The sequence below is a fragment of the Microbacterium phyllosphaerae genome (assembly GCF_050628115.1).
GTDB classification, from domain to species: Bacteria; Actinomycetota; Actinomycetes; order Actinomycetales; family Microbacteriaceae; genus Microbacterium; species Microbacterium phyllosphaerae_A.
Genome location: NZ_CP192502.1, coordinates 986,384 through 1,001,714 on the forward strand (window position 1 = coordinate 986,384; position 15,331 = coordinate 1,001,714).

Genomic DNA, 15,331 nt, shown 5'->3' on the forward strand with positions numbered 1-15,331 from the left:
AGACGACGCCCCGCGCCAAGAGCGCAAACCGATATTCCGAAAAACTGACCGAGTCCATGTATCACCGAACCCTTGCCGTGCTCCTTACTGGTGTGATCACAATGGGACTCATGATCGACGGCGCACCCGACGGCGCCGCCCTCGATCCTGCACCGGACGACGGCGCGGCACGCTGGAGGCGAGCCGCCGACTTCTTCGACGCATGGCGGGACGGCGACAGCCGCGCGATGGATGACCTCGTGCGGCTGATGACGCCTGTGCTCTGGCATGTGGTGCGCGCCTACGGTCTCGAGCGGACGCTCGCCGAAGACGTGATCCAGACGACCTGGTTGCAGCTGGTCCGCGGACACCGCTCCATCGCCGATCCGAAGGCCGTCTCGGCCTGGCTGACGACCACCGCTCGCCGCGAGGCCTGGCGTGCGGGCAAGGCCCACAACCGACTCGACACGACGGAGGCGGATGCTCTCGACGCACTGCTTCCCGAGCAGGCCTCGGCCGAGGACCACGCCGCCACCGGCGACGAGAACCGCCGACTCTGGTCTGCCGTGCAGCGTCTCGCCGAGAGGTGCCAGCGGCTGCTGCGCGTGATCGCCTTCGAAGAGCGACCCGACTACGCGCGCCTCGCCGCCGACCTCGGAATGGCCGTGGGCAGCATCGGTCCGACCAGGCAACGCTGCCTGGCGAAGCTGCGCGACCTGCTCGATGCCCCGACACCACGGCCGGGAGGCGTCTCATGAGCGAGAACGACGGCAACAACGGCGGCGACAACCACGAGGATGCCGAGCTCTTCGCACACCTCCGGTCTCTGTGGCGCGACGTGGATCCGATGCCCGCAGCGCTGATCGATCGCATGATCGCGGCAGTAGCCACCGAGGGCCTGTCGGCGGAGTATGCGCTGCTGACCCTCGTCGAGCAGCCGCTCGGCGCGGTGCGCGGAGACGCGGACGCACTGACACTGCAGTTCAGCGACGGCACGACGAGCATCCTCCTGCACGTCACGGGTGCCGCCAGCGGTGCCCACCGCATCGACGGCTGGGTCGACACGGCCGCCGGGCTGATCGAGCTCGCCCAGGGCGAGCGCACCCGCACCACGACCGCGAGCGACACGGGTCGCTTCGTGTTCGACGAAGTGCCCGACGGGCTGACGCTCGTGCGCCTCACCACGACGGTGGGCGACGAGCAGCGCACCCTGTCGACTCCGCAGTTCGAGTTGTGATCCACCGCGGGGCGACCCGCTCACACCGCGGGCCCGCCCGCACACACCGCAGGGCCAGTCCCGCACCTCGCAGGATTCCCCGCACAGGACGCGGGGCCGCCCGCGAGGAGAGGACCGACGATGGAGCAGCCCAAGGGATGGAGCTGGCAGGACCGAGCGGAAGGATCGATCCGCCGAGGGACGGCGCTGGATCCGTCCGTCGAGCCGGTCGACGGCGTCCGTGCGTTCCCGACCGCGTATCTGCAGGAGCGCCTGCTGATCACGCAGGACCAGGACAACGGTCACGAAGCATACGACGAGGAGATCCGCGAGCTGCGCGAAGCCGCCGGATCATTCGGCTGGAACCTCGACATCGAATCGCCCGCCGCGGTGCTCGCCGCCGACCCGCTGGTCCCCGGCGTGCCCGGTTTCCTCCGGGCCCATCTGACGACCCCCGACGAACCCACCCGCGGCGAGTCCCCCGTGCCACCCGATGCCTGGCGCGTGCTGCAGCGCGCACGACGCAGTTCGGGCACGCCGATGCCCCGGACCAGCCTCGAGCACGTGCTGTCGATCGACCCCGTGGGGCTCAATCCGTTCAGTCGCACGAATCCCTTCAGCCGCACCAACCCCTTCAGCCGCACCAACCCTGTGCGTGGAGCAGGAGGAGGTGCCGGAGGCAGCGACGACTACCTCGAACCAGGACGCGGCGCACGACAGCCGGTCGCCTGGCTCGGCCCCGCACCTCAGCGCACCGCTGCTCCGAAGCGCGGCCGTCGCCCGGTCGTGGCGGTGCTCGACACCGGATGCGGCGTGCACGACTGGCTGCCCGACGACATCGTCACCCGGCACATCGAGCTCGACGGCGTGCCGGTCGGACTCACGGACGACGCGGATCCCGAACGCTACCCCGATCTCTACGGACAGCTCGACGGCGAGATCGACGCGGTCGCCGGACACGGCACCTTCATCGCGGGCATCATCCGGCAGACGGCTCCGGAGGCCGACATCCTGTCGATCCGCATGGCCGGCGCTCTCGGCGTGATCGACGAGAGCACTTTCCTGACGACGGTCGCGCAGGTCGTCGAGCTGCTGCGCCGCCACCGCGAGGACCCGAAGACCGGGCATCCGATCGACGTCCTGAATCTGTCGCTCGGGTACTACCACGAGACCCCGGTCGACGGCCAGTTCAGCACGACCCTCAACGCGCTGCTCACCAGGGCACGGGAGCTCGGATGCGTGGTCGTGTGCTCAGCGGGCAACGACGCGATCGACCGGCCGTCGTTCCCGGCATCCCTCTGGCCGTGGCCCGGTGCCGACAACGGCATTCCCCGTGACACGGACGCTCCGCACGTGTCGGTCGGCGCCCTCAACCCCTCGGCCCGCTCTGTCGCACTGTTCTCCAACGTCGGCCCCTGGGTGCGGGTATATGCGCCGGGAGCTGCAGTGGTCAGTACCTCGCCGGCGTTCGCCGGCGGCGAGCAGGCGACCACGAGAGCTGATATCGACGGACTGCGCCGCGAGACGATCGACCCCGACGACTACCGCGGCGGCTTCGCGATCTGGAGCGGCACGTCGTTCGCCGCTCCGTACGTCGCGGGTCGCATCGCGGCACAGCTCGGCACGGTGCCTCCGCAGGGGGTGAAGGCGGATGCCGCGGCCAAGGCCGTCGCCGCCGTGCTCAAAACGCTGCCGACCCCGGTCGAGCGAGGGTAGGTGCAGGGGCTTCTCATATAGGCACCCTCTAGAGAGACTGCCTACGAACACCCTATGTGTGACGTGGGACACCAGCGAGAGAGCGGGTGCGATGCACCGGCGTGGGATCTCACGAGACGATCCCCAAGTGAACGGGATCGATCATCGCGGCGAGGCTGAATGTCTTGGGTCCGTTAACCGTCGCATCCAACAGCAGGTCCGCATTCGTGGGGTTCTGTGTTCATGTCGTGCCCTCTACCCCTCTCATCTCGTCGTCGTTCTCATCAGCCATGGATCTCGTCATCTTTGGCGCCGCCGATCGCGCCTACGCCGTCGTGGCGATCGGCGGCGCTGGTGCATCTCGACGGAGTTGCGCGCAGCGGCTAGAGCACCACGACGGCGTGACAGGGCCCGGCTACCGACCCGTGAGAGAGGGGCTCGAACGAGAAGGATGCGATCGCCCCATGTGGTTAGAGAGTGCCGCCCGCTGCCCGCGTAGTGTGGATGCGGTGATCGCGACGTTGGTCAGAGCGAGAGGAATTCTCGGACCCTGGGGGCGCGAATGCCCAACGCGTGAAGGACGCGCCTTAGCGTGTCAATCGTGGGGTTCGCGACCCCACCCGATGGCGATAGACCGCGCTCCAGGCTGGAGTATGTGTGTACGGCAATTTCGGCTGAGTGAGCCACCTGCTCTTGCGTGAGACCGCGCGATTCTGGCTGCTTCCTCAGGTCTTCGCCCATCTCGACCATCACCGCACCGGTGGTAGGCCGCTCAAATCCTGATGCAGTCATCTGCTCCTCCATCGCGAGAGAAAACACTCTCCCCTCATCGCGTGGCGAGCTTAGACCTGGGTCGAACCGTTGTCCAGGCAATGAGATGCCTGGACTCGGCTGCCAGCCACTGACACCGTTCATTCAGGACGTACGACACGGAGGGAAGATAGTCATGAACACGAAAACGAAGGCACTGCTAGCGACGGTGCTGCTCTCGGTTGGAGTCATTGCAGGAGGGGGCGCAAGTCCGGCAATGGCGGCGGTCGATGTCGGCAAGGACTCGGCCACGCAGATCTCCTCGGAAGCCGAGTACCTGCTGGACGTCGGCGGCGAAGTGGTGACGCTTGCGGAAGGACAGTCCCAGACCTTCACGATGGTCAGCGTGCCGGCTCCTGTGGAGCCAGGAACGGTAGCGCCGCGGGTGACTTATCCGTCCGATTGCGGCACGTTGACCGTCACCGCCGCGAATGGGGTCTACTCCTGGAACATCAACATGACGTGTCCGGCAACAGGGTTTGTCGGCCATTTCCACATCACCGACCTCAGCAGCGGCCTCGGCGGCGGGTTCAACCCCGTTTTCGGGTTTGCGGGCTCGAGCCCCACGAGTAAGCTGCACGGGCACCGGTACTCTGGAACGCTTACCGGCACCGCGGACCTCCTCGGTGTCATCGTCGCCAAGACCGTGCCCAACGCCACGTCCTACACCTACCCGTAAGCCAGGGGGATGATGTCTTCGAACAGCCTCAACGTTCCAGGGGAGCTAAACCTCCTCATCACTGATGAAATCGTGACGGAACGTGCGATCCAAGCGATGACACAGATTGATCCCGAGAGGCTTCACGCGGCGATCAGCGCGGAACATAGTGGCGTGCTGGTCTCGCCCCAGGAGCCGGGTCTGACAGATGACGAAAGCGCTCGCCTCTCACTTCTCGCGGCGCAGCTCACGGCCGGGCTGCAGATCGAGGATGATGACCGCCTCAAGGCGATCATCGAGGCGCTCAACGCGGAGATTCATCTCAGCACGCGCAACATCGCGGAACTCATCCATGTCCCTATTGAGGATGTGGAGCGCGTCCTGCAAGACCCGCAATCGGTTCCCGCTGACGTGAAGCTTCCCATTGCCATCAGATGTTCGTACCTCATGAGCACCATCACCCAGGCGCGAGGTCGTTGACGTCAGCGAACTCACCCGACTCTCGGGCGTGGGCAGAACGGCTCGGGCACCTGCCCGAGCCGTTCTGTGTTTCAGGAGGATGAGTGGTGGCGCGATCGGTGCCGAGGTCCGTCGACGCTACTCCCCTCCTGGGGCGATGGTGTTCTCACTCGGCTCGCGGCAGACCTCCGCCGGGAGTTCCCGGCGATGACAGGCTTCTCGATCACCAACCTCAAATACATGCGGCGGTTCGCTGACGCATGGACGATGCCGGATCCAATTGGTCAATGGCCCGTTGACCAATTGCCTTGCGGTCAGGTCATCGACCTGATCACGAAGCTCGACGATCAAGAGCTGCGTGACTGGTACGCGAGCAAGTCCGCCTTCCACGGGTGGAGTCGTCCGGTGCTCGCCCACCAGATCAGCACTCGACTTCATGAGCGTGAAGCAGCAGCGCCGAGCAACTTTGCTGGGGCTCTCGAACGGGGCGACTCGGACCAGGCCCAAGAGATCACGAAAGATCCGTACGCGCTGCTGTTCCTCGCAATCGACAGCGACGCCACAGAGCGCCAGCTTGAGCAGCGCATGGTCGACCGAATCCTCGACACGATGCACGAGCTCGGCCCCGGATTCGCATTTGTCGGCCGCCAAGTACATCTGGACATCGACGGCGACGACTTCTACATCGATCTACTCTTCTTCCACGTCGAGCAACTCCGGTACGTCGTCATCGAACTGAAGACCACGAAGTTCGATCCGCGTGATGCCGGCCAACTCGGTTTCTACGTCGCAGCCGTCGATGATCGGTTCCGCATCCCGCGAAAGCATCAACCGACAGTCGGCATATTGCTCGTCGCAGGCAAGAATGACACCGTCGTCCGATACGCCCTCGCCTCAACAACGCAGCCCGTTGCAGTGAGTCGATACGAACTGACCGAGGAAGCGCAAAAGGCCCTCCCCGACGAGAGCGCGATCACTCGAGCCTTCGCCGAAGAGCTCACTCGTGGCAAGAATCGGTAGTTTGGTCAACGACTCGTTGACCAAGCACATGGACGCGCGCGGGCAACGCGGAGTCCAACGAAGGGGATCCGATCTATGTATGTTCCGAGTCTGCAAACGGCTGTCGACAGGTACGGCACCAGCCTCACGATTCCAAAGATGCTCGAGAAGTTACACCCTCGAGCGAAAGGGAACCCAGGGAACGCCGGCGCCCTTGCCCCCGCGATCGTATTGACATCTGTCTCAGCATTTGAGGGTTTCGTCGAGGAGTTCGTTGCCCTTGTGGCCGCGCACAGGAACCAAAGCTTCGGTCAGATCGCAAAACTAGCGACCATGAACAATCCGACCGTGAAGACATTTGATGAATAGCTTCGCAACGTCCTTCAGTGGGGCGACGGCGCCACGTGGAAGACCCTCTTTTCAATCGAAACGTGGAAGGCACCCGCAGTGGGGGACTCCACTTGGATTCAGAAGCAATCGAGGACGTGGGCTGAAGCAGAAGAAGACGCTGATGGGTGGATGCAGGTAAGGCATTGCCTAACGCATGGCCTGGTCCGTGGCTTTCGCCCCGAAGTATGGCCGGGGCCGCTACGCGGCACCATAGCCGCATCGAGTGTCCTCAGGCCTCAGAGCTCTGGCCGGCATTCCCTCTCACTTCATGGTGCTGAATCTTGCGCTCACGTCTATCGGAGTTGTGGCCAAAAGCTTGCAGATGAAGCCGCTCAGTTCCTCGGACATCCTCCTCTCAGCTGGGATAAAGTGCCGGACTTTCCTTTGTGACGGAGACCATCCCGCCCTCGCTAGCAAACTGATACGCCGTTCGCTCGGTTCATGCACGTCGCGACGTAGCGGACTAGCTCTGCGCAGGAGCGGCCCGTTGACGCGCGAGGGCGGATGCGACAGCAGCTCGAGCATCGACAAGCAGCTGCTCGTGAATGGCCCTCTTGTTGTCTCTTCGCTCGATCGCGCCGCTTACAACTTTGTCTGTCGCCCGCAGTAGCTCGATCAGACCGTCCACGGGCGGTCGCGATGCATCGGCGCCTGGCCACTGCTGGAGAACTTGGAACAAGGGCCTCGCCTACGAACGCGACGCCTGCTGATCATTCACTTGTGTGGGCTCCGGGCGGCGCCGAGGGGCCCACACAAGTGGTGCAAGAACAATGAAGAGCACGGACCCCACCAGGGGAACGGTCCCCAAGTCGTGTCCCACGACCTCACGCTCAGGTGCGCCGGTTGCATAGGAGCAGTTGAGCACAAAGGGAAAAATGGTCACGTTCGCTCGAGGTGCATGTTCGTAGCTCTCATCAACCACTGCGCCGGGCGGGGCTTCGTAATAGTCACATGCTGCGGGCCCCATTCGTCCCGTACTCGCTCCCGTGATCAACAGGGCGCCCAGCGTGAACACCGCCACCACAAATGGCACGACCGCGAGCCGCCTTATCCATCGCTGCATGATTCAACCCTGCCATGCTTTCGTCCGCGAACCGGGTTTCGAAACCGCGCGCGGGCGCCCGCGGTGGACCGAGGAACCACGGCACCGATTGGCCACTGCGAAGGAGAGACGAGTGGCTAGTGATGATCAGGTGAAGCCGGTTGGTTGGGTGCTGGTAATGGTCGCTACAGCCGGTGCTTCTTGGTACGCCGACTACAGCGACCTCGACGACAACTGCAACCGCAGCTCGATGGCCATCGGCTTCCGCCCCCAGGCGATCCCGCCCTACCCCAATGGGCAGCAAGAGGTCGCCGTGCAGATCATGGTGTTCCGCGGGCTCGACACCACCGGCCGGATCGCGTCAGGGCTGGTCCAGTCCGTCAACGCGACCGGAGGCGTGCTCCGGCCCCGGCTCTCACTGACGGACTGCCTTCTCCTCAGCTGGGTTCACCCCTCACGTTGAGGAAGACGGAGAACACTTCAACGCGATGATCGACGTGATGCATCCGCTCGGGTATCGCCTGTACGACCCGCAGGTCAACGAACGGTTCGGCTGGGCCGCTCCCCATTCTGGCCTCCACGCAGGATGATCACTCCCGCCGCCCAGCCCCGACCGGAGGGAAGAACCTCGGATACCGCCCCAGATCTTCCCTGAGACCGCGCCGACCGGCATTCTGGTTGAATGCCCCTGTCTGCGCGCGAGCTGCACCGGCGCGGCGTCGATGCGGCCAACTCCCGACGGTTCGCTCAGGCGCGGCGCGCTCTGGCCGCGGCATCCGCCCGCACTGACGACGACGACCTGCGCGCACGCATCGACGGAACGCTGGCGTATGTGCTCGCGCAGACCGGCGAGCCCGCCGAGGCCGAACGGCTGTCGCGCGAGGCGCTGTCGCGACCGGGGCTCAGCGCCGAGACCGTCGCCCTCGCGAACGGACAGCTCGGCACCCTGCTCATGCACGGCGGGCGCCTCGACGAGGCGGACGAGTTCCTGACGCGGGCGATCGACGGACTCGACGACGGGTCGATCGAGAGCGCGAACCTGCTGATGAGCCGAGCGATCGTCAGCATGCAGCGGCACCGTCTCGACGACTGCACCGCCGATCTTCAGCGCGCTGTCGCCGCCTACGAGGCGCACGACCAACAGGAGCCGCTCGCCGAGGCGCGCCATAACCTCGGCTACGCCGCGCTGCTGGGCGGCGACCTCGTCACCGCACTGGGACTGATGACGAGCTCGCGCCCGATCCTCGCAGCCACCAGCGACCTCGCCGCGGCGATCAGCGACCTCGACCGCGCCGAGGTGCTCCGCGATGCGGGCCTGACGACCGAGGCGGAGGAACTGCTCGGCGCCGTCGCCGTGCAGTTCGGTGCGCAGCGCATGCGGCAGGCTCGCGGCGAGGCCGAATTCCACCTCGCCCGATCGCTCCTGCGGCATGACGCGTCCGCCGCCGAGCGCGCCGCCGCGACGGCATCCCGCCGATTCGCCGCCCTGGGAAGCGAAGGCTGGGCCGCTCGCGCCGAGGCCGTCCGCCTCGAGGCCCGGCTGCGCGCCCGCCCCACGAGGCGGCCCGTGGCCGAGGACTTCACGCGCACCGCCGCAGCGCTCACTCGGGGCGGCTTCCGCACCGAGGCCGCAGCCCTGTCGTTGACGGCACGGCTGGCCGACGGAGGACGGATGCCGCGCCTCACCGCCGACGCCCCGACTCCGCTGCGACTGCGGGCCCATGAAGTGCGGGCCGCGAGAGCATCCGCCGCAGGCAGGGATGCCGACGCCCGCCGCTTCGCTGCGGAGGGTCTCGATCTGCTCACCGCGTGGCAGCAGTCGTTCGGCGCTCTCGACCTGCAGGCGTCGCTGGCGATGCACGGCACCGAGCTGATGTTCTCCGGTCTCGCCGCCGCCGCACGATCACGCAATCCCGAGGTGCTGTTCGAGTGGTCGGAGCGCGCCAGGCATCTGAGCCAGCAGGTCGCGCCCGTGCGTCCCCCGCACGACGCAGCCCTGTCGTCGGATCTGGCCGAGCTGCGGATGCTCCGCGCCGACCTCGCCGGGTCCGACTGGACGACCGACGCTCGGGTGCGCGAGCTGCGCGACCGGGTGCGCGACCGGCAGTGGTCCTCGACCGGGGCGGGTGGCAGCCGCGAGCGTCTGGGACTGCTGGAGACCAGGCACCGACTCGATGAAGACACGGCCATCCTCGCCTACGTGTTCACCCGCGAAGAGCTTCTGTGCGTCGTGGTGACTGCATCCGGTTCGTCGATCGTCGAGCTGTCGCTGCCGCGCATCGAGGCCGCACTCGACGGGCTCCGCGCCGATCTGGATGTCGCGGCCCTCACGCATGCGGGTCCGATGGCTTCAGTCGTGCGGCGGTCGCTCGACGAGAGGCTGGGCCTGCTCGATGACGCTCTCCTCGCCCCGGCGCGCGCGGCGACAGGTGGAGCGGTTCGTCTCGCGCTCACCGTGCCTGGAATCCTCGGCGGCATTCCCTGGGCGATGCTCCCGGGAATGGCCGCCACGCCGTTCACCCTCGCGACCTCCGTCTCGCGCTGGCTGGGCGACTCCGACCGGCCCCTCACCTCCGCACCGAGGAGGCTGGCGGGCTTCGCGGCCGGTCCCCGCGTCGCGCGCGCCGAGGAGGAGGTGCGCCGGGCGGCGGCGGCCTGGAGCGACGCGACGATCCTGACAGGTGACGAGGCCGGCGTCTCGGCGGTCACCGAGCTCGCGACGCATGTCGATGTCCTGCACATCGCGGCGCACGGACGCCATGCGGTCGACAACCCGCTCTTCTCGGGGTTCGAGCTCGTCGACGGCACTCTGTTCGGCTACGACGTCGACCTGATCCCGCGGGCTCCCGACACCGTCGTGCTGTCGGCCTGCGAGCTCGGGCGGTCTTCGGTGCGCTGGGGCGAGGAGGCGCTCGGGATGACCCGGGTCTGGCTGCACGCGGGCACCCGGTGCGTGATCGCGGCCCCGGTGGTCGTGCCCGACGACGTCGCCTGCGAACTCCTCGGAGCCGTGCACACCGAGCTCGCGAACGGTGTCGCGCCCGCCGTCGCGCTGGCCGCGGCGTCCGAGTCCACCGGCGTGCGTGCTCCGTTCCAGTGCCATGGAAGCGGCCTCTGAAAAGATTTCTCCAGTCGATGTATCAGAACCTCGACGTCTCGCTCCTTATCTGCAGAAGGTGCCAGCGGAGGGCTTCGGAAACGAAGCGCGAGGGAGGCGCAGTCGAACTGGGGAAACCCTCGTGCACTGGGGAGTGTGAGGGAACGACAGGACACCATCTGCTCCGGGGATGTCGCGAGAAGGGTCGCGGCATCCCCGCAAGGAGTTCAGCAGGAGAACAAGACCGCGGGATCAGGCGGTCAGCACCTCGTAGCCGGCCGCGCGCAGGGCGGCGAGAGAAGCGGCGTCCGCGCCGTCGTCGGTGAGGAGAACGGGGAACAGCTCCGAGCCGCCGACGGCCGCGAACGCGACGGTGCCGAGCTTGCTGCTGTCGGTGACGACCACCGCTCGACGCGCACGCTCGGCCATCATCCGGTTCACGGCGGCCTCGCGTTCATCCTGCGTGGTGGCGCCGGCCTCGGCGTCCATTCCGTTGACGCCGATGAAGGCGATGTCGAGGCGCACGCCTCGCAGCAGCTGCTCGACGAACGGGCCGACGAGTTCGTAGCTGCGCGAGTGGATGACTCCGCCCGTCACGACGACCTTGATGTCGGGGCGGGTCGCGAGCTGTGCGGCGATGTTCACGGCGTTGGTGACGACGGTGATGCCGGGGCCGGCCGCGAGGTCATCCCTCGCGGCGAGTGCCGCCGCGATCGCCGTGGTCGTCGTCCCTCCGGAGAGCCCGACCACCATGCCCGGCGCGACGAGTGCGGCCGCGGCCTGCGCGATGCTCTCCTTCTGCTGCGAGCGCTGATGGCTCTTGTAGCGGATGGGCAGCTCGTAGGCGACGGAATGGGCGACCGCGCCGCCGTGCGTGCGGGTGAGCAGGCGCTGCTCGGCGAGCGAGTCGAGGTCGCGGCGGGTGGTGGCGGCCGAGGCTCCGAATCGCTCGACGAGCTCGTCGACGTTGACCTCGCCGTCGGCGGCCAGGAGGTCGAGGATCGCGTTCAGACGTGCGGCGCGCTTCATGTCACCATCCTGCCCGGTTCGCGCAGTTCACCCCGCCACCTCGGCGGCCTCGAGGGCGAACAGTCGCAGCATCCGTGCGGCCTCTCCCGCGAGTGCGTCACGGGCCGGGGTCAGGTACTTGCGCGAGTCGACGAGCTTCTCGTCGGCGTCGAGCGTCGAGCGGATCGCCCGGGTGAAGAAGCCGTTCAGGTGCGTCGAGACGTTGATCTTGGTCATGCCCGCGCGCACCGCGTCCGCGATGACCGCGTCGGCGACGCCCGATGAGCCGTGCAGCACGAGGGGCACGGGCAGCGCCTCGCTCAGGCGGGCGATGAGCTCGAGGTCGAGCGATGCCGTGCGGTCTGTCATCGCGTGCGACGAACCGACGGCCACGGCGAGCGCGTCGACGCCGGTCGCTGCGACGAACGCGCGCGCCTCGTCGGGGTCGGTGCGCACTCCCGGCGCATGGGCTCCGTCTTTGCCGCCGACCTCTCCCAGCTCGCCCTCGATGTAGACACCGGCGGCGTGCGCGCGCTCGGCCACGGCCGCGGTGATCGCGACGTTCTCGTCGTAGGGGAGAGCCCCGCCGTCGAACATCACCGAGCCGAATCCGAGGGCGATGGCCTCGTCGACGAGCTCGGGTCGCTCGGCGTGATCGAGGTGCACCGCGACGGGCGTCGCTGCCCGACGGGCGATCGCGAGGGTCGCCAGGGCGATCGGCTCGAGACCGCCGTGATAGTCGGCGCAGTTCTGCGAGAGCTGCAGGATCACCGGCAGCCCCGAATCGGCGGATGCACGCACCAGCCCCTCGGCGGTCTCGAGGTGGATCACGTTGAACGCGCCGATGCCGGTGCCGCGCGTCGCGGCATCCGTCACCAGCTCGCGGGCGGAGACCAGGGTCACAGAGGTTCCTCTCGAACGGTGGGGATGAAGGGGGCGACGACGAGACGGCGCTCGAGCGCCTCCCACTCGTCGGAGATCTCGCCGGCGAGCGGCATGAGCACAGCGGCGGCCGACCAGGCGGTCGCTCGGCGAAGGATCTTCTCGGGGTCGCGGATGCCGTCGGCGTAGAGCACCGCGCAGGCGGCGACTCCGGCATCGCCGGCACCGGTCGGATTGCCGGCGAGCGGGGCGTCGAGGCGCGCGTGCAGCAGGTCGGATGCCGTGACCGCGAGCATGCCTTCGGCTCCGAGCGACAGCAGCACGAGCTCGACGCCGCGCTCGATGAGCGACCGCGCACCCTCGACGGGGTCGGTCAGACCGGTCGCCTCGACGAGCTCGGCGGCATTGGGCTTGACGACGGATGCTCCGGCATCCGCCGCGAGCAGCAGAGCGGGACCCGAGGTGTCGACGATCACGGGCACGCCCGCATCCCGCGCCGTGCCGATGAGGAGGGGCAGCAGCGTCTCCGGCGCCCCGGGTGGGAGGCTGCCCGAGATCACCAGCACCTGCGCGCCGGGGAGCGCGTCGACGACCTCGCCGAGCAGCGCTGCCCACTCGGGATCGGTGGGGTTCACCCCGCGCTCGTTCACGATGGTGGTGTCGCCGAGCTCCCGATCGACGATCGCGATGCTCTGTCGTGTGGCGCCGACCACGGATACGAGCCGGTGCGGCACTCCGCTCGATCCGAGTTCGGCGGCGAGTTCGACACCGCTGCGTCCGCCGGCCGTCGAGACGGCGAGCACCGACGCGCCCTGGGCATGGGCGACTCTCGCCACGTTGAGCCCCTTGCCGCCGGCGCGGCTGACACCGGCATCCGCTCTGTGCGTCTCGCCGAGAGTGAGCCGATCGACGTGCCAGGTGAGATCGAGCGCCGGGTTGGGGGTGACGGTGAGGATCATACGAGCTCCCTCGCGCGCAGCGCGGCTCCGAGTATGCCGGCGTTGCCTGACAGCTCGGCGGGCACGAGTTCGGGGATGCGGTGGAAACTGAGCCGCTCTGCCAATCGGGCGCGCAGTTCGTCGAAGAGCGCGCCTCCCGCGCGGGAGAGACCGCCACCGATGACGATGGCCTCCGGCGCCACGACCGCAGTGAGCTGGGCGAGCGAGAGGGTGAGAGCGTCGAGTGCCGAGTTCCAGATCTCGGAGGCGATGCGGTCGCCGGCCGCTGCACGCGCGATCACGTCTTTCGCGCCGTCGGGGTCGATGCCCGTCGCCTCGCGATACCGGCGTGCGATCGCCCCCGCGGACGCGACGACTTCGAGGCACCCTCGGGCGCCGCACGCGCACTCGGGTCCGTCGGCGATCGGCGAGTGTCCGATCTCGCCGGCGTAGCCGCCAGCCGTGTACGGCTCTCCCCCCACGAGCAGAGCACCCGCGATACCGGTGCCGATGACGAGCACGACCGAGTTCGAGTATGCACGGGCGCCGCCGAGGCGATGTTCTGCCCAGCTCGCCGCACGCACGTCGTGGTCGAACGCCACGGGGAGCCCGAGCTTCGTCGAGGCGAGATCGCGCAACGGGGAGTCGTGCCAGCCGAGGTTGCTGGCGAACACGCCGAGTCCGGCCTCCGCGTCGACGATCCCTGGCACCACCAGCCCGACCGCCTGAGGCACGACGCCGGGGTGATCGGCCTGCAGTTCGGCGGCGAGCACACCGAGGCGCTCGATGAGCACCCCGGTGCGGTCGCCGTCGGCTACCGGAGTCGGCGTGCGTCGCAGGCCCAGTGCCGTGCCGTCGACGTCGAACAGCGCGGATTTGATGTCGGTGCCCCCGACGTCGAAAGCGAGCACGGGTGCGCCCGCTCCGATCGTCCGTGCTGTGGCGAGGCGCTCGCCCGACGCGTCGCTCACGACGTCGCTGATGCTCTCCGCATCCTCAGGCCTGGTCATCGACTGCTCCGCGGGTGGGTCGGGTCATGCATCCAGGATGACGGATCGCGTGAGGTTGCGCGGCTGGTCAGGGTCGAGTCCGCGGGCCACGGCACGGTCGAGGGCCACACGATGCAGCCGCACGAGGTCGGCGAGGGGATCGATCGGATGCTGCACGAAGCGCGCCCCCGTGGCCTCGACCTGCGCGGCGAGTCCCTCGGGCGCCTCGCCGAACTGCCAGGTCACCCGTCCGGGCGCGGCGATCGCGATCGGGCCGTGGCGGTACTCCATCGACGAGTACGACTCGGTCCACGACTGCGACGATTCGCGCATCTTCAGTGCGGCCTCGTGCGCGAGGCCCACGGTCCAGCCGCGGCCGAGGAACGAGTACTGCTCGGCGTCACGGAGCTCGTCGTCATAGTCGGCGGCGAGCACGGCGGCGGCATCCTCGATCGCGCCGGTGAGGTCTTCTCCGAGCGAGGCGCGGAACAGCGCGAGGGCGGTGGTGGCGAAGCGGGTCTGCACGACCGACTTCTCATCGGCGAAGGGCAGCAGCACGGCCTCGTCGACGAGAGAGACGAGCGGCGAGGTCTCGTCGCCGATCACACCGATCGTGGGAACGCGGCCCTTGATGCGATCGACCAGTTCGAGCACCTCTGTCGTGGTGCCGGAGCGGGTCAGCGCGACGACGGCGTCGTAGCCGCGGTCGACGAAGGCCTCGGATGCCGCGAACGCGTCGGTCTCGCCCTGACCCGAGGTCTCACGCAGGAACGCGTACGACTGGGCCATGAACCACGACGTGCCGCAGCCGACGACGGCGATGCGGGCTCCGGATGCGGGCAGCAGTGCCTGTGCATCGCGAAGATCGGCGGCGCGAGCCCAGGTCTCGGGCTGCGAGGTGAGCTCTTCGCGCATGTGTGCGCCGGGCAGAAGTTCGGTCATGTCGGGCCCTCCGGACCAGATGTTGCAAGTTTGTGATTGTTTTGGTGCTGATTCGATCATAGTATTTCGACACAAGGAAATCTCGCAAGGTTCCTCTTGATTTGTTTATTCTCCTGACAAATAATCGAACAAGTTCCACCGCCCCTCCGGCGACCCGGTCCATGGAGGGTTCTCCGAGCCGACCCGGCTTGACCGATCGCCCAGCCACCAAGGGAAGGCGATCACAC

At 67.7% G+C, this 15,331-nt stretch carries 14 protein-coding genes; 8 read left to right on the forward strand and 6 right to left on the reverse strand.

Features of this window, described 5'->3' with window-relative positions; translation table 11 throughout:
- Positions 1-110 precede the first annotated feature (110 nt).
- From ACQ4LY_RS04460 to ACQ4LY_RS04470, 3 genes are all read left to right on the forward strand, one after another.
- A complete protein-coding gene (locus ACQ4LY_RS04460) occupies positions 111-737 on the forward strand; it encodes an RNA polymerase sigma factor (protein ID WP_431074824.1) in 627 nt (208 codons plus the stop codon).
- Complete coding sequence (locus ACQ4LY_RS04465) at positions 734-1,216, forward strand: hypothetical protein (protein ID WP_431074825.1); 483 nt, start codon at positions 734-736, stop codon at positions 1,214-1,216. Before ACQ4LY_RS04460 ends, ACQ4LY_RS04465 begins: the two co-directional genes overlap by 4 nt.
- A gap of 120 nt (positions 1,217-1,336) precedes the next feature.
- Positions 1,337-2,911 (forward strand): S8 family peptidase, encoded by a 1,575-nt coding sequence (locus ACQ4LY_RS04470; protein ID WP_431074826.1) that lies wholly within the window; start codon positions 1,337-1,339, stop codon positions 2,909-2,911.
- A gap of 504 nt (positions 2,912-3,415) precedes the next feature.
- Here the strand turns inward: ACQ4LY_RS04470 and ACQ4LY_RS04475 are convergent.
- On the reverse strand, positions 3,416-3,805 hold the full coding sequence (locus ACQ4LY_RS04475; RefSeq protein ID WP_431074827.1) for a helix-turn-helix domain-containing protein: 390 nt from the start codon (positions 3,803-3,805) through the stop codon (positions 3,416-3,418).
- Positions 3,806-3,836: 31 nt separating this feature from the next.
- Between ACQ4LY_RS04475 and ACQ4LY_RS04480 the strand changes: the two genes are divergently transcribed.
- The 5 genes from ACQ4LY_RS04480 to ACQ4LY_RS04500 all read left to right on the forward strand — a co-directional run bounded on the left by ACQ4LY_RS04480 (position 3,837) and on the right by ACQ4LY_RS04500 (position 10,366).
- The gene (locus tag ACQ4LY_RS04480) at positions 3,837-4,379 is read left to right on the forward strand and encodes a hypothetical protein (RefSeq protein WP_431074828.1); all 543 of its coding nucleotides are present in this window, start codon (positions 3,837-3,839) and stop codon (positions 4,377-4,379) included.
- A 12-nt stretch (positions 4,380-4,391) separates the two neighbouring features.
- A complete protein-coding gene (locus ACQ4LY_RS04485; RefSeq protein WP_431074829.1) occupies positions 4,392-4,838 on the forward strand; it encodes an HTH domain-containing protein in 447 nt (148 codons plus the stop codon).
- A gap of 186 nt (positions 4,839-5,024) precedes the next feature.
- A complete protein-coding gene (locus ACQ4LY_RS04490; RefSeq protein WP_431074830.1) occupies positions 5,025-5,837 on the forward strand; it encodes a PDDEXK nuclease domain-containing protein in 813 nt (270 codons plus the stop codon).
- A 1,589-nt stretch (positions 5,838-7,426) separates the two neighbouring features.
- The gene (locus ACQ4LY_RS04495; RefSeq protein ID WP_431074831.1) at positions 7,427-7,711 is read left to right on the forward strand and encodes a hypothetical protein; all 285 of its coding nucleotides are present in this window, start codon (positions 7,427-7,429) and stop codon (positions 7,709-7,711) included.
- Positions 7,712-7,930: 219 nt separating this feature from the next.
- Positions 7,931-10,366, forward strand: a complete 2,436-nt coding sequence (locus ACQ4LY_RS04500) for a CHAT domain-containing protein (RefSeq protein WP_431074832.1) — start codon at positions 7,931-7,933, stop codon at positions 10,364-10,366.
- A 231-nt stretch (positions 10,367-10,597) separates the two neighbouring features.
- Here ACQ4LY_RS04500 and ACQ4LY_RS04505 read toward each other — a convergent pair whose 3' ends face one another.
- Genes ACQ4LY_RS04505 through ACQ4LY_RS04525 form a run of 5 tightly spaced genes read right to left on the reverse strand, consistent with a single transcriptional unit; the run spans position 10,598 to position 15,104 of the window.
- Positions 10,598-11,374, reverse strand: coding sequence for a DeoR/GlpR family DNA-binding transcription regulator (locus tag ACQ4LY_RS04505; protein WP_056310731.1), 777 nt, complete (start codon positions 11,372-11,374; stop codon positions 10,598-10,600).
- A 27-nt stretch (positions 11,375-11,401) separates the two neighbouring features.
- Positions 11,402-12,256 (reverse strand): class II fructose-bisphosphate aldolase, encoded by an 855-nt coding sequence (locus tag ACQ4LY_RS04510; protein ID WP_431074833.1) that lies wholly within the window; start codon positions 12,254-12,256, stop codon positions 11,402-11,404.
- A complete protein-coding gene (locus tag ACQ4LY_RS04515) occupies positions 12,253-13,194 on the reverse strand; it encodes a 1-phosphofructokinase family hexose kinase (protein WP_431074834.1) in 942 nt (313 codons plus the stop codon). The genes ACQ4LY_RS04510 and ACQ4LY_RS04515 overlap by 4 nt, the downstream gene beginning before the upstream one ends.
- The gene (locus ACQ4LY_RS04520; protein ID WP_431074835.1) at positions 13,191-14,183 is read right to left on the reverse strand and encodes an ROK family protein; all 993 of its coding nucleotides are present in this window, start codon (positions 14,181-14,183) and stop codon (positions 13,191-13,193) included. Before ACQ4LY_RS04520 ends, ACQ4LY_RS04515 begins: the two co-directional genes overlap by 4 nt.
- A gap of 24 nt (positions 14,184-14,207) precedes the next feature.
- A complete protein-coding gene (locus ACQ4LY_RS04525; RefSeq protein ID WP_056310738.1) occupies positions 14,208-15,104 on the reverse strand; it encodes an SIS domain-containing protein in 897 nt (298 codons plus the stop codon).
- Positions 15,105-15,331: the final 227 nt, after the last annotated feature.